This window comes from Nocardia testacea NBRC 100365 (genome assembly GCF_000308775.1).
GTDB lineage: Bacteria > Actinomycetota > Actinomycetes > Mycobacteriales > Mycobacteriaceae > Nocardia > Nocardia testacea.
Window position 1 is genome coordinate 17,684 of the sequence record NZ_BAGJ01000086.1, and the last position, 21,319, is coordinate 39,002.

At 68.3% G+C, this 21,319-nt stretch carries 20 protein-coding genes; 7 read left to right on the forward strand and 13 right to left on the reverse strand.

The genetic code is table 11. From position 1 onward, the window contains the following. Positions 1–211: 211 nt before the first annotated feature. Entirely contained in the window at positions 212–1,798 is a 1,587-nt protein-coding gene (locus tag ON38_RS10840; RefSeq protein ID WP_039824489.1) for a GMC family oxidoreductase, read from the reverse strand. A gap of 138 nt (positions 1,799–1,936) precedes the next feature. On the opposite strand from ON38_RS10840, the gene ON38_RS10845 reads away from it, so the two are divergent. After that, positions 1,937–2,578, forward strand: a complete 642-nt coding sequence (locus ON38_RS10845; RefSeq protein ID WP_039824491.1) for a hypothetical protein — start codon at positions 1,937–1,939, stop codon at positions 2,576–2,578. 5 nt (positions 2,579–2,583) lie between these two features. On the opposite strand, the gene ON38_RS10850 is transcribed toward ON38_RS10845, so the two are convergent. Next, the gene (locus ON38_RS10850; protein WP_039824493.1) at positions 2,584–3,165 is read right to left on the reverse strand and encodes a TetR/AcrR family transcriptional regulator; all 582 of its coding nucleotides are present in this window, start codon (positions 3,163–3,165) and stop codon (positions 2,584–2,586) included. 93 nt (positions 3,166–3,258) lie between these two features. On the opposite strand from ON38_RS10850, the gene ON38_RS10855 reads away from it, so the two are divergent. After that, complete coding sequence (locus tag ON38_RS10855; protein ID WP_039824495.1) at positions 3,259–4,098, forward strand: acyl-CoA thioesterase; 840 nt, start codon at positions 3,259–3,261, stop codon at positions 4,096–4,098. Between the two features lie 10 nt (positions 4,099–4,108). Here the strand turns inward: ON38_RS10855 and ON38_RS10860 are convergent, their stop codons facing one another. Continuing rightward, positions 4,109–5,827 carry a GMC family oxidoreductase N-terminal domain-containing protein gene (locus ON38_RS10860; RefSeq protein WP_039824496.1) on the reverse strand — a complete coding sequence of 573 codons (1,719 nt, stop codon included), beginning with the start codon at positions 5,825–5,827 and terminating at the stop codon, positions 4,109–4,111. A gap of 117 nt (positions 5,828–5,944) precedes the next feature. On the opposite strand from ON38_RS10860, the gene ON38_RS10865 reads away from it, so the two are divergent. Beyond that, complete coding sequence (locus ON38_RS10865) at positions 5,945–6,640, forward strand: TetR/AcrR family transcriptional regulator (RefSeq protein ID WP_039824498.1); 696 nt, start codon at positions 5,945–5,947, stop codon at positions 6,638–6,640. Positions 6,641–6,665: 25 nt separating this feature from the next. Here the strand turns inward: ON38_RS10865 and ON38_RS10870 are convergent, their stop codons facing one another. The 6 genes from ON38_RS10870 to ON38_RS10900 all read right to left on the reverse strand — a co-directional run bounded on the left by ON38_RS10870 (position 6,666) and on the right by ON38_RS10900 (position 13,327). Next, positions 6,666–7,868 (reverse strand): AI-2E family transporter, encoded by a 1,203-nt coding sequence (locus ON38_RS10870; RefSeq protein ID WP_169333265.1) that lies wholly within the window; start codon positions 7,866–7,868, stop codon positions 6,666–6,668. 112 nt (positions 7,869–7,980) lie between these two features. Further along, positions 7,981–9,306: a family 1 glycosylhydrolase gene (locus ON38_RS10875; RefSeq protein WP_039824502.1), complete on the reverse strand. Its 1,326-nt coding sequence runs from the start codon at positions 9,304–9,306 to the stop codon at positions 7,981–7,983. A 356-nt stretch (positions 9,307–9,662) separates the two neighbouring features. Next, positions 9,663–10,313 (reverse strand): PAS and ANTAR domain-containing protein, encoded by a 651-nt coding sequence (locus tag ON38_RS10880; protein ID WP_039824504.1) that lies wholly within the window; start codon positions 10,311–10,313, stop codon positions 9,663–9,665. Positions 10,314–10,427: 114 nt separating this feature from the next. Continuing rightward, the gene (locus ON38_RS10885) at positions 10,428–10,799 is read right to left on the reverse strand and encodes an anti-sigma factor antagonist (protein WP_157181728.1); all 372 of its coding nucleotides are present in this window, start codon (positions 10,797–10,799) and stop codon (positions 10,428–10,430) included. Positions 10,800–11,128: 329 nt separating this feature from the next. Continuing rightward, the gene (locus ON38_RS37030; RefSeq protein ID WP_039824507.1) at positions 11,129–11,419 is read right to left on the reverse strand and encodes an SGNH/GDSL hydrolase family protein; all 291 of its coding nucleotides are present in this window, start codon (positions 11,417–11,419) and stop codon (positions 11,129–11,131) included. A gap of 666 nt (positions 11,420–12,085) precedes the next feature. Continuing rightward, entirely contained in the window at positions 12,086–13,327 is a 1,242-nt protein-coding gene (locus tag ON38_RS10900; protein ID WP_083872526.1) for an epoxide hydrolase family protein, read from the reverse strand. A 79-nt stretch (positions 13,328–13,406) separates the two neighbouring features. Between ON38_RS10900 and ON38_RS10905 the strand changes: the two genes are divergently transcribed. Next, positions 13,407–13,844: a MarR family winged helix-turn-helix transcriptional regulator gene (locus ON38_RS10905; protein ID WP_039824510.1), complete on the forward strand. Its 438-nt coding sequence runs from the start codon at positions 13,407–13,409 to the stop codon at positions 13,842–13,844. Between the two features lie 26 nt (positions 13,845–13,870). Here the strand turns inward: ON38_RS10905 and ON38_RS10910 are convergent, their stop codons facing one another. After that, positions 13,871–14,689: an NAD(P)H-binding protein gene (locus ON38_RS10910; protein ID WP_039824512.1), complete on the reverse strand. Its 819-nt coding sequence runs from the start codon at positions 14,687–14,689 to the stop codon at positions 13,871–13,873. 89 nt (positions 14,690–14,778) lie between these two features. On the opposite strand from ON38_RS10910, the gene ON38_RS10915 reads away from it, so the two are divergent. Further along, the gene (locus ON38_RS10915; RefSeq protein WP_039824514.1) at positions 14,779–15,162 is read left to right on the forward strand and encodes a winged helix-turn-helix transcriptional regulator; all 384 of its coding nucleotides are present in this window, start codon (positions 14,779–14,781) and stop codon (positions 15,160–15,162) included. Between the two features lie 418 nt (positions 15,163–15,580). Here the strand turns inward: ON38_RS10915 and ON38_RS10920 are convergent, their stop codons facing one another. Further along, the gene (locus ON38_RS10920) at positions 15,581–16,054 is read right to left on the reverse strand and encodes an iron chaperone (RefSeq protein WP_039824588.1); all 474 of its coding nucleotides are present in this window, start codon (positions 16,052–16,054) and stop codon (positions 15,581–15,583) included. A 59-nt stretch (positions 16,055–16,113) separates the two neighbouring features. Then, positions 16,114–16,470 (reverse strand): VOC family protein, encoded by a 357-nt coding sequence (locus ON38_RS10925; RefSeq protein ID WP_039824516.1) that lies wholly within the window; start codon positions 16,468–16,470, stop codon positions 16,114–16,116. 204 nt (positions 16,471–16,674) lie between these two features. On the opposite strand from ON38_RS10925, the gene ON38_RS10930 reads away from it, so the two are divergent. After that, positions 16,675–19,509: an ATP-binding protein gene (locus ON38_RS10930; RefSeq protein ID WP_245563996.1), complete on the forward strand. Its 2,835-nt coding sequence runs from the start codon at positions 16,675–16,677 to the stop codon at positions 19,507–19,509. Positions 19,510–19,536: 27 nt separating this feature from the next. Here ON38_RS10930 and ON38_RS10935 read toward each other — a convergent pair whose 3' ends face one another. Beyond that, complete coding sequence (locus tag ON38_RS10935) at positions 19,537–20,328, reverse strand: SDR family NAD(P)-dependent oxidoreductase (protein ID WP_039824518.1); 792 nt, start codon at positions 20,326–20,328, stop codon at positions 19,537–19,539. Positions 20,329–20,513: 185 nt separating this feature from the next. Between ON38_RS10935 and ON38_RS10940 the strand changes: the two genes are divergently transcribed. Beyond that, a complete protein-coding gene (locus ON38_RS10940; protein ID WP_039824520.1) occupies positions 20,514–21,284 on the forward strand; it encodes an SDR family NAD(P)-dependent oxidoreductase in 771 nt (256 codons plus the stop codon). The last annotated feature ends 35 nt before the right edge of the window (positions 21,285–21,319 follow it).

The following is a 21,319-nucleotide window of genomic DNA, read 5'->3' on the forward strand; positions in this document are numbered from 1 at the left end:
GGGTCCGGCCGGACCGACTCCACCGGTCGGCCCGGAGCGCGCACGGCCGCCGCGGATTTCGCACGGGTGGTCCGCCTCACCGCCTGTGTCCCCTCGTCCGCGCGCGGCGGCAGTGCCCGCCGGGTGGCTCCACCGCACAGGTCACCCGGCGGGCCCGCTCCATCCGGCCGCCACCGGCCCGGTACTGCGCCCGGGCCGGTGGCGCCACGGTCTATGCGCGGGTGAGGAAATCGGCCGCCTGGGCCCCGATGAACATACTGGGCGCGTGCGTGTGCCCGCGCACCAGCACCGGCATGATCGAGGCGTCGGCGACCCGGAGTCCCCGCACACCGCGCACCCGCAGTTGCGGATCCACCACGCTGTTCTCGTCCGAGCCCATTCGGCAGGTACCGGCCGGATGGTAGAGGGTGTGCGAATAGCCGTTGAGCGCCAGTGCGCGAGTGGCCTCCGACGCTCCGTCGGCGGGCGCGTCCGGCGGATAGCAGAGCGGGCCCAGCACCTCGCGCATGGCGGCGGTATCCGCGATCTCGGCGCAGTACCGCAGGCCGGTCATCAACGCGGCCCGGTCGATGCCCTGTTCATCGGAGAGGTACTTCGGATCGATCACCGGCTTGGCCAGCGGGTCGGCGGAGGCGAGGGTGATCGTGCCGCGACTGTGCGGGCGTACCAGGACGGCCGCGAGGATGACGCCGTGGGCGGTCGGCTCGATCAACCCCTCGTGGTAGAACGGCGCGGGCGCGTAGACCAATTCGAGATCGGGGTGTTCCAGTTCGGGGCGGCTGCGGAGGAATCCGTACGCCTCCCCGACATTCGAGGTGAGCATGCCGCGATGGCGTAGCAAGTAGTTGATCAGCTGGACCGGTTTCTCGGCGTCGAACAGGGAATCGGTGTCCACGCCGTAACCGAGTCCGGTGACCAGGTGGTCCTGCAGGTTGGCGCCGACCTCCGGCGCGTGGTGGCGGACCTCGATCCCGTGGCGTTCGAGTTCGGCGCGATCACCGATACCCGAGAGCATGAGAAGTTGCGGACTGTTGATCGCGCCCCCGCAGAGCACCACCTCGGTCCGGGCCGTCACCGTTTCGATGCGGCCGCCGCGCGCGTACTCGACACCGGCGGCGCGATCCCCGTCGAACAGCACCCGGGTCGCCGTCGCCTCGGGGTACACCTCGAGATTGCGCCGCTTCAGCGCCGGTCGCAGATACGCGTCGGCGGTGCTCCAGCGCCTCCCCTTGTACTGGGTGACCATGGTCTGGCTGAACCCCCGCGGTTCGGGCGAGTTCGGTTCCTCCACGGGGTAGCCACGTTCGGCCACTGCACGCAGGTAGGCCGCGGTCGACGGGCGTGGACTGCGCTGGTGGGAGATGTGCAGGGGGCCGCCGGTACCGTGGTCGGGTGCGGTCGCCCCTTCGACGTGCTCGATCGCACGGAACTGCTCGACCGCCCGGTCGAAGCCCCATTCCGGACCCCCGGCAACCGACCACTCCTCGTAGTCGGCCCGGAAGCCGCGCACCCACATCTGGGCGTTGAGTGAGGACGATCCGCCGAAGGTCTTGCCGCGGGGCCAGTAGATCTGCCGGCCGTCGAGCTGCGGCTGGGGTTCGGTGAGGTAGTCCCAGTCGTAGGGGGTACGGAAGAGTTTGGAGAAGGCGGCCGGTATGTGGATGAATTTGTCCTTGTCGGCCGGGCCGGCCTCGAGCAGGATCACCGAGCGGCTCGGATCCGCGCTGAGCCGGTTCGCGAGTACGGCTCCCGCCGAGCCCGAGCCGACGATCACATAGTCCGCACTGACTTCTGTCACCTTCGCACCTTTCGATCTCGTGTACCGCCAACATACGAGAGCGGGGCCGGATACGCGGCGTCTTCGCGGCAGCGTACGGATCGATCGGAAAACCGCGTTCGCGGGTGACTTCGCGCGCCACCGGGGTATAACCTGCGCATGAGTTACCCGGTGGATTTCGGGGTGCTGCAGGCCGGTTCGATCCTCGCGATCATCCTCGGTGTGGCGCTGCTGGTTTCGGCGTTGTTCGCATTGCGCAAGCGAGGGCCGCGGGCCCTGATCGCTCGGGGCGCCGGTGGCGCGCTACTTCTGGTCGCCGCGGTGCTGGTGCTGTGGATCGCCACCCTCGTCCAGACCTATCTGGGCCTGACGGGAGAGGTCCGGGCGGCGCACGTGGTGGTGGCGCCGGTCTCCGGGGCGGAACACCAGCTCGAGGTACAGCTGACGCTGTTCGACACCGACGGCGGCACCACCCAGCGCAGTACGCACCGGGTCGAGGGCGATATGTGGGTGCTGCAGGCACAGTTGGTCGAACTGGAACCGTGGGTCAACGCCCTCGGCTTCCATTCCGGGTACAAGGTCTCGCGCCTGTACGGGCAGCGGCTCGACGGGGTGGCCACCCGGCAGAACCACATCTTCCTCAACGGCGGGGATCGCGACTTCTTCGAGGATATGAGCGAGAACCGCTGGTTCACTTCGCCATTCGTCCGGTCGGCCTACGGCAACGCGGTGATCGCGACGCCCGGCGAATACGACGTGTTCATCTCGCGCGACGCCATCAAGACCCGCGCGGTGGAATGAGCGGGTTAGCGGTCCTCGACCGCGGTCCGGCATATCTCGCTCAACTCCTCGACCACCGTGTCCAGTGCGGCCGGTCCGCGCTCGGTGCGGGCGACGATCAGCGCGCCCTCCAGGGCACTGATCACCAGTAGCGCGATGGAGCGGGCCCGCTCCGGCGGGGCCCCGTCCTCGACGAGTTTCGCGGCGACGAGTTCGCGCAGGGTCTCGAAGGCCGCTCCGGCGGCGGCGACGGCGCCGGGTTCGTTGCCCAGTGCGGCGGCCGCGATCGGGCATCCGAGCGCGTAGTCGTGTTTGTCCAGCCCGCGGGCCAGCATATCGGCGAGGGCGCGGAGCGCCGCCGAGGTCTGCGGGGCCACCAGCGCCCTGGTGACTCCCGTGGTCACCCGGCTACCGGCGGTCTGGGTGGCCTCGGTCATCAGCTGGGCCCGGCCGCCGGGGAAGTGGTGGTACACCGATCCACGCGGTGCGCCACTGGCCTGGAGCACGTCGGCGAACGAGACGGCCGCGACACCGCGCCGCCGGATCAGCGATATGGCGCTGTCGATCATGGCCGCCCGGGGCCCCTCCGGATTCTTCGGTCGTGGCATGCGCTGCTCCCTCTTGCCCGCTGATTACTATGTATGTTGTCATACTTATTATCGTCTCGCCGCGGAGCGCGGCCCAATTCTGCTGGAGGATTCGTGACCGGGATCGACGCGCCGACCCATCCCTTCGATACGGCCATCGCCGTGGAGTACATCGAGGCGCACCAGCTGGCCGGTCACACCTGCCCCGACTACGCCAATATGGTCGGCCCGTTCGGCGGCGTCACCGCGGCGGCGCTGCTGCGCGCGATCGAACGGCATCCCGAACGCGTCGGTGACCCGCTATCGCTGACGGTGAACTACGCGGGCCCCATTGCCGACGGTCCCTTCGAGATCACCGCGCGGCCGGTCCGCACCAATCGCACGAATCAGCACTGGCAGCTCGAACTCACCCAGGACGGCACGGTCACCACCACCGCGACCGCGGTATTCGGGATCCGCCGCGACACCTGGTCGGATCTCGAGCTGAGCATGCCGTCGGTGCCGGGGCCGGACGCCGACGAAGTGCTACCGCAGATCTTCCCCGACTTCATCGCCTGGGGACGCAACTACGATCTGCGATTCGTCACCGGCGCGATCCCCGATGTCGAGCCCGGCGCCGAGATTCCGGAGAATCCCGATTCGGTGAGCACGCTGTGGTTGCGCGACACCCCCGCCCGGCCGCTGGATTTCGCCTCGCTCACCGCCATGTCGGACGCGTTCTACCCGCGTGTATTCCTGCGGCGTGGGCGCTACCTACCGGCCGGCACCATTTCGCTCACCGTCTACTTCCACGCGACCGCCGAAGAACTGGCCGCCCAGGGGAGCGAGTATCTGCTGGGCCGCGCCCGCGCGAACCGCTTCGGCCACGGCCACTTCGATCAGATCGCCCACCTGTGGGGTCACGACGGCACCCTGCTGGCGACCAGTCATCAGCTGGTCTACTTCAAGGGCTGAGGCCGCCGGCTCAGCTCGCCGCCGGATCGGTCACCGGCGTGATCGGCAACCGCAGTGCGCCCGGCGCCGAGTCGGGGACCACCGGGGATTTCGGCGCCACCGGAGCGATCCGGCGGTAGGGCGCGTCCTGCGCGGGCCGGGGATCCTGTTCACCCTTGTTCGGCCAGTACGCGGCGGCGCGCTCGGCCTGCGCGGTGATGGTCAGGGACGGATTGACCCCGAGGTTCGCCGAGACCGCGGCGCCGTCCACCACGCTCAGGGTCGGATAGCCGAAGACTCGGTGGTAGGCGTCGATCACCCCGGTGTCACGGTCGGCACCGATCGCGGCGCCGCCGAGGAAATGCGCGGTGAGCGGGATATTGAATACTTCCCCCCAGGTGCCGCCCGCGGTGCCGCCGATATGCTCGGCGACCCGGCGGGTGGCTTCGTTGCCCGCCGGGATCCAGGTAGGGTTCGGCCGGCCGTGGCCCTGTTTGCTGGTCAGCTTCCGGCCGAAGAGCCCACGGGTGGTGTAGGTGGTGATGGAATTGTCCAGATGCTGCATCACCAGCGAGATAATGGTCCGCTCGCTCCAGTTGCGGACGCTCAGGAAGCTGAGTAACAGCAGAGGGTGACGCAGAGCGGTGCCCAGGAAGCGCAGCCAGCGTGGTACCCGGCCGCCACCGTCGACCATCAGCGTCTGCAGCAAGCCCATCGCATTGGACCCCCGGCCGTAACGCACCGGCTCGATATGGGTGTCGGGGGTGGGGTGGATCGACGAGGTGATCGCGACGCCCCGGGTGAAGTCCTGGCCCGGCGCGAGCTTCTTGGTGGCGGCGCCGACGATCGATTCGGAGTTGGTGCGGGTGAGCAGGCCGAGCCGGTCGGACAACTCGGGGAGTATCCGGCGGTCCCGCATGTCGTGCAGCAGCCGCTGGGTGCCGAGCGTGCCGGCGGCGACCACGACCTGGCGGGCGGTATAAGTGGTGCGCTGCTTGCGCACCCAGGCGCCGGTGCGCTGTGCCGAGACCACCCAGCTTCCGTCGGGCTGCGGCCGCAGTTCGGTCACTGTCGTCATCGGCACCACCTGCGCCCCGGCGCGTTCGGCCAGATACAGGTAGTTCTTGACGAGGGTGTTCTTCGCGCCGAACTTGCATCCGACCATGCAGTCGCCGCATTCGAGGCATCCGGTACGGGCCGGGCCGACCCCGCCGAAATAGGGATCCGCTACGGTTTCGCCGGGTTCACCGAAGAACACGCCGACGGGCGTGCGGACGAAGGTGTCGCCGACGCCCATATCCTCGGCGACCTGTTTGAAGACTTCGTCGGCCGGGGTCATATGTGGGTTCTGTACCACGCCGAGCATGCGTTTCGCCTGCTCGTAGTAGGGCGTGAGTTCGCCGCGCCAGTCGGTGATATCGCGCCACTGCGGGTCCTGGAAGAACGGCTCCGGCGGTACATAGAGGGTGTTGGCGTAATTGAGTGATCCGCCGCCGACCCCGGCGCCACCCAGAATGAGCACATTGCGCAGGGGGTGGATGCGCTGGATGCCGTAGCAACCGAGTTTGGGCGCCCACAAGAATTTGCGCAGATCCCAGCTGGTCTTGGGTAGCTCGTCGTCGGCGTAGCGGCGGCCGGCCTCCAGGACGCCGACGGTATAGCCCTTCTCGATCAGCCGCAGGGCGGTGACACTGCCACCGAACCCGGAGCCGACGATGAGGACATCGAAATCCGTGGCCGCCTCGGACATGGGACTTCTCCTTGGGTTCGGTTGGTCAGCAGTGACTTGCGGTAACATTAACACAATGGAAGTGGAGCAATGCTCACTACTGTTGACAGTGCTCTCTGAATTGGCCAGGGTGGTCATATGACCACTCCCCGCGCCCGGGCCCGGGCCCAGACGATGATCGATATCAAGCGGATCGCGCGCGAACATCTTGCCACCGACGGCGCGGCCGCCCTGTCGTTACGCGCGGTGGCCCGCGACCTGGGAGTGGTCTCCTCGGCGGTCTACCGCTATGTCCGCAGCCGGGATGAACTGCTGACCCTGCTGGTCGTCGACGGTTACGACGCGCTGGGCGATGCCGTGGATGCCGCGCTCGCCGCCGCACCCGACGATCCGATCGAGCGGTTCCGGGTCACCGCGCGCGCCATCCGCGCCTGGGCGCTCGCCGAACCGGCCTGGTACGGCCTGCTGTTCGGTACGCCGGTCCCCGGATACGCCGCCCCGGCGGATCGCACGGTCACCCCGGGTACCCGGGTGATCGTGACACTGATGGGGCTCTTCGCCGCGGCCCACCGCCGCGGACTGCTCGTGCCCCCGGCCGGTCACCGACCGCCGCTCGCCGGACCGCTGGCCGACGATTTCGTCCGGATCCGGGCCGAATTCGGGCTCGAGGTCCCGGACTGGGTGCTCGCGCGCGGGCTCACCGTCTGGTGCGCGCTGTTCGGCGCGGTGAGTTTCGATGTCTTCGATATGTACGGCGCGGACACCTTCACCGACCGCGCGCAGGTCTTCGAAGCCCATATCGCCGGGCTGGAAGCCCTGCTCGGCGTCGTGTGAAGCTCGGAGCCGCTCGAGCCCGGCGCTACCGGCCGGCTTCGGCCGGCTTTTCGGTGTCCACCCCGGGTGGCGCGGGATCTGCTCCCGGGTCCTCGGCCGGATTCGCCTCGGCCACGGCCACATCGATCTGTTCGCTGATGTAGCGGACCACCACCGCCACCACGGCGACCACCGGCACCGCCAGGAACGCCCCCGTGATGCCGTACAAGGTGCCGCCCCCGGTGACCGCCAGCAGCACCACGACCGCATGCAGTTTCATGGTGCGGCTCTGCAGCACCGGCTGCAGCACATTGCCCTCGAGCTGCTGGACCGCGATGATGATGACCAGCACGATGAGCGCGGTGGTGAACCCGTTGCCGACCAGCGCCACCAGCACCGCCAGCGCACCGGCGACGAACGCGCCCACCATGGGGATGAAACCGCCGAGGAAGGTCAGGGCGGTGAGCACACCCCACAGCGGTACGCCGAGCAGCACCAGCCCGAGCCCGATGAAGAACGCGTCGATAAAGCTGACCAGTGCCTGGGTGCGGATGAACCCGCCGAGCACATCCCAGACCCGCACCAGCACCTCTTCGAAATGCCGGCCGCTGCGGCCGCCGGTGAACTTGTGCATCCACGGGACGAATTTGGGCCCGTCCTTGACGAAGAAGAAGCTGAGGATCAGCACCAGGAAGATGGTCACCAGGACGGAGGTGGCGGTGCTGACCCCGGTGAAGACACCGGAGGCGATCTGCTCGGCACTGGACTGCAATCGCGACACCACCGCGTCGACCGCCGAGTTCAGCTGTTCGTCCCGGATGTTGAGCGGCGGGCCCTGCAGCCAGTCCCGGACCGTGTTGATACCCGTGGTGGCCTTGTCGGAGAGTTCGGGTACCTGATCCACCACCGAGGGCACGATCAACGCGATCCCGCCCGCCAGCACGCCGATGAACCCGATCAGCGTGAGCGAGGCGGCCGCGGCCGGCGGCAACCCGGCTTTGACCAGCAGACGGGTGGGCGGCCAGAGCACCGTGGAGACCACGATCGCGAGCAGCACCGGCAGCAGGACCACCCACAGCCTGGCCGCCAGGAATCCCAGCACCCAGGCCCCGGCCGCGATGGCGACGACGCACGCCGCCCATTTGGCCAGCCACCACATGCCGGACCCGAACACGTCCCCCCGGTCGGGAGGCCGCCTGGCATCGGTGGAGCGAGTGCGGTCGGCGCGGACTTCCTTCTCCCCGTTCACCCGGCCAGTCTCGCACGCGCGGCCCGGTCCGGCATCGCACCGGTCCGGGCCGAACGGGTCACACCACCACGCCGGGGTTCGGGGCGGGGCGGGGTGAAATGCCCGGCGTGGTTCAGCGCGGGACGGTGACCTGGTCGGTGCAGCTGCCGAGCCCGTCCACGATCGAACAGGTGGCCGGCGCCCGGGTCGGCCGATAATCGCCGGGGACTCCGCCGCGCCGGGTGATGGCCGCATAGGCGTCCACGGCATCGGTGGGAAGGCGGGTCAGGGAGGGATCGCCGAGCACATCGACGGTGTACAGCCCGAACCTCGGGGTGTAGGAACCCCATTCGTAGTTGTCGGTGAGGCTCCAGTAGTTGTACCCCATCACGTTCATGCCGTCGGCCGCCGCGCGCTGTAGCCAGTAGACGGTGTCGCGCAGGAGATCGGCGCGGGTGTAGCCGTCCGCCCGCGGGCGGCCGTTCTCCGTCGGCATCCCGTTCTCCACGATGTAGAGGGGTTTGCCCGGGAACCGCCGGGCATAGTGGTCGAGCGCGTAGTAGATCCCCTCCGATTGCAGTGGCAGGCTCCACAGTTTGCCGGGGTCCGGGATGCGGGCGAGGACGTCGGCGGGGGAGAACCCGTAGTAGTAGTCGATCCCGATGTAGTCCAGTTTCGCGCCGACGCGGCCGATGAACGCGCCGTTCACGGCGTCTTCGGCGGTGGGGATATACGCGACATTGCTGCTGACCATCGCCTCCGGTTGCACACGGTGGATGTGGTCGTAGATCGCATTGTGGGAGTCGGCCAGCCGGTCCTGCATTGCCGGGATATCCGTGACACCGATCCCGCCGTGGCGTACCTCGTTCATCAGGTAGGCGGCCGGTTCGTTGAAGGTGATCCACAACGGTTCGTATTCGGCGTATCGGTCGACGACCCGGTGAGCGTTGGTCAGCCAGTCCTCGACCATCCCGGCGCGCCGCCACCCACCCCGATCGACCTGCCAGCCCGGATAGACCCAATGATCGAGGGTGAGCACGGGACGCATCCCCGCCCCGTGAATGGCCGTGATCACCTCGTCGTAGAACCGGAATCCGGCCTCGTCCCATTCGTCCGGGCGCGGTTGCACCCGGGCCCATTCGATCCCGATCCGGTAGGCGCGGACACCGAGCTGTCGGGCCAAGTCGATATCGGACCGGTAGCGCGAGTAGAAATCGACCGAGTCGAGGTACGGGTCCTCGGTTTTCCCGGCTGCGATATACCGGGTCCAGTTGCTGTCCGGTGCATGCCCTTCGGACTGAAAGCCCGAGGACGCGACACCCCACAGGAAGTCCTCACCCAACGGCGCGACCTCGACCGGGGGAGCGGGGCGCGCGCCGGCTCGTCCGGTTCCCAGGACGACAGCGCCGGCGGCTACCGCGCTGGTGGTGAGAAATCGGCGACGGTTCACCGGGCCCATCGGATCGGTCTCCTGTCCTCTGTTCGTCTCGCGGCGCTCGCCCCAGAGTAACGGCGCAGCACTGGATTCGGGCCGAACCGTTCGGATCCCCTCCAGGCGATGCGGGGCCGACGGAAGTGGGGGACAGGCCTCACCACAGGGTGCGGCTCGTCGTGGCCGAACGGACGAATCGCATCGGCCCGGCCGAGTTGCCGAACCGTCGGTGTTCCCGGTGTGTGGCCCTACACCCGACCCCGCCTGTAATAGTTAGATATATAGATATACGCATTAAAATATTTATCGACCGAACCCGACGAGTTACCGCTACATGCAGTTGCCGGAGCGCCATGAACAGCCGCTCGGACTGATCGGAGTCCCTATCCGGTCATGCGGTCGGGGAGTTCGTGCGCCGTGAGGAGCAGGTGGTCGAAGCGGGTGCGGGTCTGCACTGCCACGCCACCGAACTCGATGAGGCCGTCGACGAGCTTCTCGGCCAGGACCCGCAGCTTGGTGTTGGTTTCCTGCGACCGCCACACCAGCACATCGAACGCTTTCTCGGCCGGGATCGCATACATGGCCATCACCGCACCCTTGGCCTGTTCGATCACCGACCGTGCCTCCACGATCTCGGGCATCGCCTCGTCGATCACCTGGGTGCGGATGCTCGCCGCGGTGTCGGAGACATCGATGTAGAAGCCCATGGTGCCGATCGAGGCGCCGGACCCGTCGCGCATCTGATCGCTCACCACCAGGACATGGTGCTCGGCACCGTCGGTATCGAGAATGCGGTGCCGCGAACAGTAGGGCCGACCGGCCTCCACGACCGCCCTCAGCACGTCGGCGACCTGATCCCGATCATCGGGGTGTTTATGCTTCAACAGCAGCTCGACGGTCAGTTCCACCTCGCCGGGGCGGTAGCCGTGCAAGGCAGCGACCTCGTCGGACCACTCCCAGCGCTGCCCGTCGGCATAAAACCGGAACCCACCCACACGCTGCGATGCAGGGCCGGGACTCGGCTGGTCGGTCATAGATTCTTCTCGATCACCACCCCAGTATCGCCACTGCCCCGAGCAGCCGATCACGCGACCTGTGCGACGCCGGACACACAGACGGCTCGGCCGGTGGCCGGACATACCGCGTGTTCACGCCTGTAGCGCCTCCTCGACGCTGTGGTAGAGCGCAAGGAACTCCTCCAGCCCGGTGATCTCGAGCGGGCGAATCACAGGCCGGTTGTGGTCGACGGCGATACGCAGAGGATGTCGGCGGTCGTCGGCAGCCCTGGCGGCTTTCAGTAGGGCGCTGAGGCCGTGGCCGCCCAGGAATTGCACAGTGGTCAGATCCAGGACACAGAACCCGCCGCGGGTGTGGTCCAATGCTGTCCGCACCGCCTGCAGCAACTGGTGGGCGGTCGCGTGATCGACCTTCCCGCTCACCGCCACGACCGCGACGTCGCCGGCCATCCGATGAGCGATCTCCAGTCGGGAATCCGGCGACGCGTCATCGCCTTCAGTCACCCTTCAGAGCTTATCTCTCGGCGACCGGGTTTGGCAGCCTCGTCGCTCGGGTGCGAGGCTCCCGCCGTCGGCAATGGTTCGCCCTTCCTGCGAGACCACGATCTGCTCCCGGCTCGGAGGACGTCAGGAAACCCACCGGGCGGCGCGTCGGGGCACACGATCGCCAAGCCGTCCCGGACCGGGCCCAGGCGCAATCGAGGTGCAGGTTGTCGGGTCGCCGAGTTCGGCGATGCCGCCCGGCTCCCGGGGACGATGCGAGCCCCGACAGCATGACCGCCGACGCGGAATCGGACCGAGGTCCGGCCGAACTACAGCGACTCCCTCGAGCGTCAGGGTGACGTTTCGGCCGGTGGATAGCATGATCGGGTTCCGTCTCGGCGGCCGTCGTTCGGGAGGATGTCCCCGGCTCGAGAGCGGGCGAAGGGACCCGGCTCCGCGAAGACCCCATCGGCGAAGCGTTCGCCGATGAGGAGATGGGTGGCGGCATCGGGATGCAGCCGATCGGGGAGGGGTCTCGCGGCGTAATCCGCCGTGCCGTACAGGGCCGTTCCATCGAGGTAGTGCAGATTCGGATCCTCGACCGCCCGCTGTGCCACGATGCGCGCGAGTTCGGTCCGCATGCGGGCCAGTGTCGGCCGGGTGGGGTCGTCGGGGTCGCCGTCGGCGCGGAACAGGATTCTGCCGCCGACGCTTTCGAGATGGCTCCGCTGGTGGCGTCGATACGGTGCATGACGCCGGTGGGGATGCTCGCCGCGCCGGCCGGTCGGCCGTCCACCAGCATCTCGAACACCCCTCGTGGCAACGCGAGCCCATTGCTGAAGGCGACACGGGTGGGCAGTGCATCCAGTGCGACGACGGTGGCCCGGGTCCGGAACACTACGCGCGCACCGGTGGGCTGGGCCTCGACCATCGTCAGGAACGAGTCCTCGAATCGGCGGCGCGCGGCCGTAGGGAACCGGTGCGGCCGGACGCCGTGGGCGGTCGGCTCGAGCTCGAGTACGCCCCGCACCAGGCGGTCGTCGATCGGGGTGATCATCAGCTCGCCGCGTCCGGATACATTCATGCGGTGAGCCTCCCATCGGCGGCAGGTCGCCCGGCGACGGGGTCGGCGGCCGTGTCACCGGCGTTCTACGCTCCGAAGGTTGCCGTGGGCAGCCCGGCGATCGTGATCGGCGCGACCAGGGTGGCGCGTCGGGACCGAACGCCGGACCATTGGGAATGGTGAGCACGGCGCCGAGCGCACCGACGACGTACACCGATCCGCTCCCCGCCGGCTGCCGCCCCGGTCAGCGCCGCCCACGAAAGGTGCGGCGAAGATCGATGGTCCATCGGTCGGGGATCTCCCACGGGATGAAGTGGCCGCCGCGATCGTGGACGGTGAGGTTGACGTAGTTGTACCACCGGGCGCGGTCGCTCGCGCGAAAGTGTTCGATGCGCTGGTCGGTGCTGATACCGGGTGGGTTCTCGTACCCGACGAAGGTGATACCGGTGGGAGCCTGCACGACCGGGAGACGGTCGTGGGACGGTGTCCAGGGGTAGCGGTTGTGGTTGGCGTAGAGGCGTAGCGAGGTGCCGATGGTGTTGGTGGCCCAATAGATCGTGGCGTGCGTGAGTAGATCGTCTCTACTGAACACAGTCTCGATATCGCCGCCGTTATCGCTCCATTTGACCCAGCGTTCCAGGATCCATGCCAGCATGCCCGCCGGGGAATCGGACAGGGCGTGGGAGAGCGTGCTGGGGGCGAGGAGATGCGCGGCCAGGTGAACAGCGAAACGCTGGTCCAGTTCCACGGTACGTGCGCGTACCTCGGCCGGCGCGTTGTCGGGAATGGGTTGTCCGCCACTGAAATCCCAGGCGCGGTCGCCGTTGAACAGGGTGAGCTTCAGTCCGGATCCGATGTGGATGGCATACAGTTCGTCGGCGTACTTGTGGCCCAGTTGCGCGGTGACCAGCGCGCCCACGTCGCATCCGGCGGCACCGTATCTCCGGTGGCCCAGCACATCGGTCATGAGCGTATGCCAGAGGTCGGCGACCTTCCAGAAGTTCAGATCCGGGCGGTTGGTCAGCGGACCGGAGAAGCCGAAGCCGGGAAACGAGGGCACGATCACGTCGAACGCCTCGGCCGGGTCGCCGCCGTGGGTCGCCGGGTCCGCCAGCATGTCGATGACCTTGGACCAGTGCCAGAATGTCCAGGGCCAGCCATGGGTGAGGATCAGGGGGGTCGGGTTCGGGCCGACGCCGGGTCTGTGCAGAAAATGTATCGGCACCTCGTCGATGACGATCTCGTAGTGCCGGTAGCGGTTGATCTCCGCTTCCGCTGCGCGCCAGTCGTATCCGTCGCGCCAGTAGTCGACGAGCTCTTGGAGGTAGCTGCGGGGCACGCCGTAGTACCAGTCCTCGTTGCCTACATCGTCGGGCAGGCGGGTGAGCTCCAAGCGGTGCCGCAGGTCGATGAGCACACTGTCCGGCACGTGGATTTCGATCGGTGTCAAGGGGAACGCCCGGGTATCGCGGGTCCTATGGCTCACTCTGTCCTCCTACGCCGGTGCAACATTTTATATAACCTGGTTATTTAACCAACTTATATAATCCGGTTACACTGTTCGGGTGGACGACAGCGACGCTTTCGACGTGGACACCTTCGCCGCCGCGATCGAGGACTTCAACCGGGTCTACATCCGCATTCCGGTCCGCGAGAAGTTGCCGTTCACCACCTTGTCGGTGCTCGACACCCTGGCTCACCGCGGTCCGGTGCGGCCGACCGATCTGGCCGGGACCGAGCAGCTGACCCAGCCGGGTATCACCCAGCTCGTCGCGCGCTTGGAGCGCGATGGGCTGGTGCGGCGGCGCCGCGATCCTGCCGATGGCCGGGCCGTGATCGTGCACCTCACCGAGGCGGGTCGGCAGGTACGGGCAAGGCGGCACGAGGATCGGGTCCGCTATCTGGCTTCGATGGTCGCCGAGCTGAGCCCGGCGCACCGCCGGGCACTCGTCGCCGCATTGCCCGCCCTCACCCGGCTCGCCCGGCTGGAACGAGAGCGCTGACGCCTGCGCTCTGCCGCACTCTTCCGCTACCTGAACGCGGCGATATTGCGCTCCGCCCAATCGTCGAAGGTGCGCGCGGGCCGCCCCAGCAGTCGCTCGATATCGGGGGCGACCTGCTGCTCGGCTTCTGTGGGCGTACCGAGTACTCCGAGTGTCGCGTCGACCACGGGTTCGGGCATGTACTGCACCATCTGTTCGCGCGCCCGGTCCCGGCTCAGTTCGGTGAACCGGACCGGTTCGCCCAAGATGTCGCCAATCGCCTCGGCCTGCCGGCGGGGGGTGATCGCCACGGGCCCGGTGAGTGTGTACGTATTTCCTTCATGCCCCGGTTCCTGCAGGGCGAGGGCGGCCACCGCGGCGATATCGGCGGGGTCGACGGCCGGAAGGCCGATATCGCCGAAAGGAGCGGCCACCTCCCGGCGGGTGCGGACGCTGTGTGCCCACTGCAGCGCATTGGAGTCGAAGTTGCCCGGCCGCAGCACGGTCCAGTCCAGGTCCGACTGCCGGATCGCGTGCTCCAGGTGAGGGGAGTGGCGTCCGGTACCGACCCCCTGTGACGACAGCAGGACGACCCGTCGCACCCCGGCCCGGCGTACCACGTCGACGACGGCATCGATATCGCCGGCGGCCAGGAAATCCGCTGCGGTGAGCAGGAACAGCGCTTCCGCGCCACGCAGCGTGTCCTCGATGCTCTCCGGGTTGATCAGATCGGCCTGCCGGAAACGGACCCCGGCCGGTACTTCCGCTTGCTTGCGTGAGACGGCGGTGACCTGCTCCCCGGCGCCCGCCAACGTTTCCACCAGGGGCCGGCCCACGTTCCCTGTCGCTCCTGTAACCACGATCATCGCGTAACTCCCGTTCTCGACTGGTCTTTCGGATGAGTCGACGGTACTTTCCTGTTGCTAGTAGGTACCTAGGGGAAAGTGAGACTATTGTGATCGAGACCACAGCCGAGGTGGATCCCGAGCTCGCCTGCCCGATAGCGCCGGTCGTGGATATCGTCTTCAGCCGGTGGACCACGCCGATTCTCTGGACCCTCAATGAATTCGGCCGGCAACGGTTCGTGGAACTCGAGCGGCGGATCACCACGATCACGCCGAAGGTCATGACCCAGCGGTTGCGACAACTCGAGCGGGACGGCCTCATCGCGCGCACCTACTACCCGGGGGTCCCGCCGCGGGTCGAGTACGAGATCAGCGATCTGGGCAGGAGCCTGGCGCCGCTGTTCGCCACCCTGGCCGAGTGGTCGGTCAACCTCGACAAGGTCGAGGCTGCGCGACGTGCGTACGACGACCGGAAGAAAAGTGCCCAGCCGTAACGTCCGCTGCGAACCCGTTCTCGCCGCGGCCCCGCCTGTGTGTCCGCAGGGAAGGACTCTCACCCCGGCTCGGGCCGGGGTGAGGACGGCAGGGTAGGGGAGTACTCGGAGACGATCGCATGCGCGCGGCAGTCCGCGCCGAACGTGATCAACCGGGAAACGAGTCGAGGCGCGCGTAGCCAGGGTATTCGGACAGTCGGCCCGGCAATGCACGGCAACGTTGAATAAGAATGATACGTAGATATGCGCATCTAACTATATAACTCCATCCCTAAATGGTCCATTCGACACCTCCAACCACACTCCAAAAAACAAGAGAGGGAGGGGTCGGGTCGAGCGGGTGATGTAGCACCCGCTCGACCCGACCCCTCCCGTTGTCTGGACCCTCACACAGCCGACGACGCGAGGCCCGCCCGGTTCAGCTCGATGATTTGGCGAGGAGTTCCCCGATCCGGTTCTCGTCGGCCGGGGTCAGCTTCGTCAACGCGAAGGCTGTCGGCCACAGGGTCCCGTCGTCCAATTTCGCCGAGTCGTTGAAACCGAGGGTGGCGTAGCGGGCTTTGAATTTCGCCGCGCTCTGGAAGAAGCAGACGACCTTGCCGTCCTTGGCGTAGGCGGGCATCCCGTACCAGAGCTTCGGGGACAGCGCCGGTGCACTGGCTTTGACGAGGGCGTGGATCCGCTCGGCCAGGGCGCGGTCGTCCTCCGACATCTCCGCGATCTTGGCGAGCACGTCGCGCTCGCCGTCCGCCTTCGTGGCGCGGGAGCCGCGGCGAGCCGCGGTCTTCAGTTCCTGAGCGTGTTCCTTCATCGCGTCGCGTTCCTCGGCGGAGAACGCGACGGAAGCGGTGTTCTTCGTGGCGGTGCGGGTGGCCTTCTTCGGTGCGGTCATTTCCGATTCCTCCGTGAACATGGTCGAGTCGGTGACTGTGGTGGTGTCGGGTGGTCGGGTCAGCGGTCCTGGATGAGGCCGAGGACATTGCCGTCGAGATCGGTGACGGTGGCGACGAGGCGGCCCGCTCCGACATCGCGGAGGGGTTCGCGGACCGTAGCGCCCGCGGCGGTGACCTCGGCGAGTGTGGTTTCGATATCGGGTACGTGCCAGTACGCCACCGGTGCGGTCATGCCCTGGGGCCCGCCGCCGGGAACCAGGCCGATGTGCTGGCCGGCGATGTCGAAGCCGATGTAGTACGTGCCCTTGGTCTGCGGCTCGGTGCCGAGCAGCGCGGTGTACACCGCTTCGGCTTTCCCGAGATCGGAGACGGGATGCAGGACGGTTTTGATCCCGAAGGTGGCTTCGGCGCTCATGGTCACTCCTCGTGGGTGGGTCGGTGGACGGAAGCCGGTGCTCGACCGGCGATTTCTCGGCCGGCCCGTTCGGGGCGCGTCCATGGCAATTACGTTATGGACGGGCGGCAGCCACCACATCCGTGCCGACCACGGAACGCACCACGGAGTGAGCACGTAGCCGTGCCCGCGTAGCGGTACGGAGCGTGCGCGAAGATGGGTGGCGTGTCGAAGCAGAAGGTCGCCGGCGGGATCTCGGAGCGGGAGGCCGAAGTCCTGGCCCTGGTGGGGCAACATCGCAGCAACGCGGAGATCGCCGCACAGTTGTTCATCTCGGTACGCACCGTGGAAACCCATGTCTCCTCGCTGTTGCGAAAGGTCGGGGTCCCCGACCGGCGGGCCCTGGCCGACCGCGCCGCCGATTTCGGGCGGGCCGGTCGCGTGTCCGGGACCACCTCGGTGCTGCCTTCACCGCTGACGTCGTTCATCGGCCGTGCCGGGGAACGCAGCGCACTGCGCGCGGCCGTCGTGGCGAACCGTGAGGTGACGGCGCTCGGGCCCGGTGGTGTGGGCAAAACCCGGCTGGCGCTGGCCGTCGCCGCGGATCTGGGCGGGGAATTCGCCGACGGTGTGTGGTTCGTGGATCTGGTCCCGGTCACCGATGCGGAGATGACGGGCGCTGCCGTGGCGCGGGCGTTGGGGCTGGGTGAGCAGCAGGGCCGGAGTCTCGACGAGTCGGTGCTCATCGCCCTCGCCGATCGGGAAACGCTGCTCGTGCTGGACAATTGCGAGCATCTGCGGGAGGGCGTGGCGCCGTTCGTCGAGCGGCTGCTGGCCCGGTGCCCGCGCGTGACGGTGCTCGTCACCAGCCGTGCTCGGCTGGTGGTGCCGTTCGAGCAGGTGTATGTGGTGCCCCCGCTGTCGGTGGGCGAGCCGGCGGTGTCCGCGGCGGGCGGGTCGGACGCGGTGGCGCTGTTCCTGGATCGAGCATCCGCGCTGGGTTGGCCGGTGGAGCCGGAACAGTTGGATCGCGTCACCGAGATCTGCCGGCGGCTGGACGGTTCGGCGTTGGCGATCGAGCTGGCGGCCGCGCGGCTTCCCGCGCTCGGTCTGGACGGGCTCACGGCGAGCCTGGCCGATCCGCTGCGTCTGCTGGTCGGTGGTCGTCGCGCCGACGACCGGCACCGGTCGATGCGGGCGATGCTCGATTGGAGTCAGGCGCTGCTGGCGGAGCCGGATCGTTGCCTCCTACGGCGGGTGGCGGTGTTCGTCGCGCCGTTCACCGTGGCCGATGCCGTCCGGGTGGCCGGGTACGGGTCGTTGGCGCCGGCGGCGGTCGCGGATGGTCTGGCGCGGCTCACCGAGCAGAGTTTGTTGACCGCTGTCATGGCCGCGGCCGGTACTCGGTACCGGGTGTTGACGACGATCCGGCAATACGAGACCGAGCAGCTGGACGAGGCCGGTGAGCTCACCGAGGTCCTCGCCCGCCATCTGCACTGGTGTGTGGAAACCGGTGCGGCCCTGGCGGCGGCGTTGCCGGAGACCACGGGCGCGTGGCGGGCCGGTTTCGACGCGGCGGCCGATGATATGCGCGCGGCGCTGGGGTGGGCGGAAAAGCAGTCCGCGCACCGGCAGTCCGCGTACGACCTGGCGCTGTCGCTGGCCGAGCTGGCTTTCGCCCGGAATCTGGTCGGTGAGTCGCAGCGCCGCTACGAGCAGGCCGCCGCTCTTGCCGCCGGTCCGCCGGCGGCAAGAGCGGCATTCCGGTCGGCTGCGGCGGCGGCCGGTTGCCGGATGGACGGTGTGGATATGTTCCGTCTGTATCGGGCGGCCGCGGAGGTCGCTCGGGAGGCCGGGGACGCGGCCGCGGCGGCGACGGATCTGGCGACTGCCGCGATCACCGTCTACCGGATGTCGGATACGTTCGCCGAGTCGCCGCCGACGGAGGCGGCCGCGTTGTTGTTGTCGCAGGCACGGGAGCTGGCCGGTGGGGACGCCGCCGCGGAAGCGGCGGTGGCGCTGGCCGAGTGCGGGGTGCCCGCCGATATCGGTGCTGTGGGGCGCGTCGATCCGGGGGCGGGTGTGGTGGCGCCGTTGGGTGCGGCCGAGCGTGCGGTCGAGCTGGCGTCGCGGACCGGGGATCGGCCGGCGTACAGCGCGGCGCTGGACGCACTCGCGGCCGCGCAGTTGTGGGCCGGTGATACGTTCGCGGCGGCCGCGACGACCCGGCGGCGGGTGGAGTCGCTGGCGGGGGTGCCGGTGACGCCGGCGAGTGCGCTGGAGTGGGTGAGCGCGCTCGCGGAGGCGGCCGAGTCGTGTCTCGGTGTCGGTGATCTCGTGGGCGCCCGGCGGTGGGGTGAGCAGTTGCGGGGGTTGCCGTTGCTGGCGGAGCGGGGTGATTTCGCGACGTCGCGGTTGCTGGTCGCGGATGCGCTGGCGGGCCGGGTGGCGGATGTGCTCGCGGCGGCGGGCCGTTTCTTCGACGCGTGGACGCTGTCCGGGCGTGGGCACGCTCCGACGCTCGCTCCGGCGGCGGCCGCGGTGGCGATGGTCCATGGGTTGCGCGGCGATGGGGCGGCGCGGGCGGAGTGGTTGACGGTGGTCGCCGATCTCGGGGTGAGGTGTGAGCAGCAGGCCGTGTACCGCGCGGTGTTCGATGCGGTGGTGTTGTTGCATGAGGGCCGGGCGGGCGAGGCGCTGTCGCGGTTGGCGGCCGATCCGGGGGAGATGGATCAGCGGGTCGTGTGGGTGTGGCGGCACTGGTATTTCGCGTTACGTGCCGAGTCCGCGGTGCTGGCCGGTGATCCGGTGGCTCGGGAGCATCTGGTGACGGCTCGGACAGTGGTGGCCGATGATCCGGTGGCGGGCGCGATCGTCGATCGTGCCGCTGCTCTGGCGGAGGGCGACGTCGAGTTGCTGCCTGCGGTGGCGGCTGCTTTCGAGGCGGCGCAGTGTGGGTATCAGCGGGCCCGCACTCTGTTCCTGGCCGGTGGGAGTTCCGCCGCGGCGGGGGCGGCCGGGTTCGTGGAACTCGGTTGTACGGTGCCGGGGAGTCGCTGATGCGCCGGTGTGCCGGGTTTCGGCCGGTTACGGTGTGCCGGCGGTGCTTGCCATGTCCGCGATTCGCGCGACGATGTCCGGATAGCGTTTGGTGTGGGCGCCGCCGTTGAGGTCGATGGCCGCGCCGGTCATCCAGCCGGCCGCGGCGGAGGTGAGGAAGCCGATCGTCTGCGCGATATCGCCGGGTGTGCCCGCCCGCCCGAGTGGGGTGTTCTCGATGTATTCCTCGACGAGTCCGGGGACGAGGGTGGCGCCGTGGGTGAGTGGTGTGTGCACGAATCCGGGGTTGACCGCGTTGACCCGGATACCGCGGGGTGCGAGTTCCATGGCGGCGACTTCGGTGAGCATGAGGACACCGGCTTTGGCGGAGCAGTAGGCGCCCATTCCGATTCCGGGCTGTCGGCCGTTGAGGGAGACCACGAGTACCACTGATCCGTTGTCGCGCAGGGTGCGGGCGGCTTCGCGGACGGTGAGGAATGCTCCGGTCAGGCAGACGTCGACCGTGGCTTTCCAGTCGGCGAGGGAGAGGTCGGCGAGGGTGCCGGACCGGGAGATGCCGGCGCAGTCGACGACGGTGTCGATGGGTCCGTGTTGTGTGGTGACGGTGTCGCAGAGGGTGCGCATGCTGGTTTCGTCGGTGACCTGTACCTGGTGGGCGCTGGTCGCGCCGCCGAGTTCGGCGGCGCGGGTGGTGGCGGCGTCGCCGTCGAGGTCGGCGATGACGACGGTGTCGCCGCGTTCGGTCATGAGTTGTGCGGTGGCCCAGCCGATTCCGGAGGCGCCGCCGATGATGACGGCGACCGTGTGTTCTGTGCTCATGGGTGTTTCCTCCGTCGATCTGGGGTACCGGCCGCGTTACACGGACAATCATCCATACAGGTGTCTAGCAGCCGGTGGGGGATTTGGCCAGCGGATCCGGCGGTGGCGCGGTGCACCCGGAGCCGGAATGTTCCGCCCCGGTTCGACGTTCATCGAACCATTCGTTCCATGGGAAAGGTTTCTCGATGTCCAGTGCTCGCTCTCGTTTCGACGGTAGGACCGCGCTCGTCACCGGCGGCAGCAGCGGTATGGGTCTGGCCACCGCGCGCCGCCTGCTCGACGAGGGCGCGCGGGTGATCATCACCGGTCGCGACCGGGCGGGTCTGGACGCTGCCGTGGCGGAATTGGATGCCGGGGACCGCCTGGTCGCCGCACGGGGCGATGTCGCGGATCCGGCCGATCTCGACGCGCTCGTGGAGACGGCACGTTCCCGTTTCGGCCGGCTCGACGTGGTATTCGCGAACGCCGGGACTGCCGCGTTCCGCCCGGTGCCCGAGATCGCCGAGGACTACTTCGACCGGGTGGTCGCCACGAACTTCAAGGGTGTTTTCTTCACCGTCCAGAAGACGCTGCCGCTGGTTCCCGACCATGGTGCGATCGTGGTGAACTCGTCGTGGGCGGTGCACCGCGGCGTGCCGGCGGCGGCGCTGTACTCGGCGACCAAAGCGGCGGTCCGGAATCTGGCACAGACGTTGGCCGCCGAGCTGGCTCCGCGCCGGATCCGGGTCAATTCGATCAGCCCGGGCTATATCGACACTCCTTCGTATCGCGCCGAGGTGTCGCCGGAGGCACAGGCTGCCGCGGTCTCGTCGGTGGCTGCCGCCCGGTTGGGTTCCGCGGCGGATATCGCGGCCGCGGTCGCGTTCCTGGCCTCGGACGAAGCGTCCTACATCAACGGCCAGGATCTCTTGGTGGACGGTGGTCTTATCACCTCGGTGCCCGCGGTCATGGTCTGAATCCCCCGGTGCGGATGCTGCGCCGTCATACCCAT

What these genes read in the sequence shown, in the direction of transcription:
- ON38_RS10845 (WP_039824491.1), top strand. Translation starts at nt 1,937, where the DNA reads ATGAGTTACCCGGTGGATTTCGGGGTGCTGCAGGCCGGTTCGATCCTC.
- ON38_RS10850 (WP_039824493.1), bottom strand. Translation starts at nt 3,165, where the DNA reads ATGCCACGACCGAAGAATCCGGAGGGGCCCCGGGCGGCCATGATCGAC.
- ON38_RS10860 (WP_039824496.1), bottom strand. Translation starts at nt 5,827, where the DNA reads ATGTCCGAGGCGGCCACGGATTTCGATGTCCTCATCGTCGGCTCCGGG.
- ON38_RS10865 (WP_039824498.1), top strand. Translation starts at nt 5,945, where the DNA reads ATGACCACTCCCCGCGCCCGGGCCCGGGCCCAGACGATGATCGATATC.
- ON38_RS10875 (WP_039824502.1), bottom strand. Translation starts at nt 9,306, where the DNA reads ATGGGCCCGGTGAACCGTCGCCGATTTCTCACCACCAGCGCGGTAGCC.
- ON38_RS10880 (WP_039824504.1), bottom strand. Translation starts at nt 10,313, where the DNA reads ATGACCGACCAGCCGAGTCCCGGCCCTGCATCGCAGCGTGTGGGTGGG.
- ON38_RS37030 (WP_039824507.1), bottom strand. Translation starts at nt 11,419, where the DNA reads ATGCGGACCGAACTCGCGCGCATCGTGGCACAGCGGGCGGTCGAGGAT.
- ON38_RS10910 (WP_039824512.1), bottom strand. Translation starts at nt 14,689, where the DNA reads ATGATCGTGGTTACAGGAGCGACAGGGAACGTGGGCCGGCCCCTGGTG.
- ON38_RS10920 (WP_039824588.1), bottom strand. Translation starts at nt 16,054, where the DNA reads ATGACCGCACCGAAGAAGGCCACCCGCACCGCCACGAAGAACACCGCT.
- ON38_RS10925 (WP_039824516.1), bottom strand. Translation starts at nt 16,470, where the DNA reads ATGAGCGCCGAAGCCACCTTCGGGATCAAAACCGTCCTGCATCCCGTC.
- ON38_RS10935 (WP_039824518.1), bottom strand. Translation starts at nt 20,328, where the DNA reads ATGAGCACAGAACACACGGTCGCCGTCATCATCGGCGGCGCCTCCGGA.
- ON38_RS10940 (WP_039824520.1), top strand. Translation starts at nt 20,514, where the DNA reads ATGTCCAGTGCTCGCTCTCGTTTCGACGGTAGGACCGCGCTCGTCACC.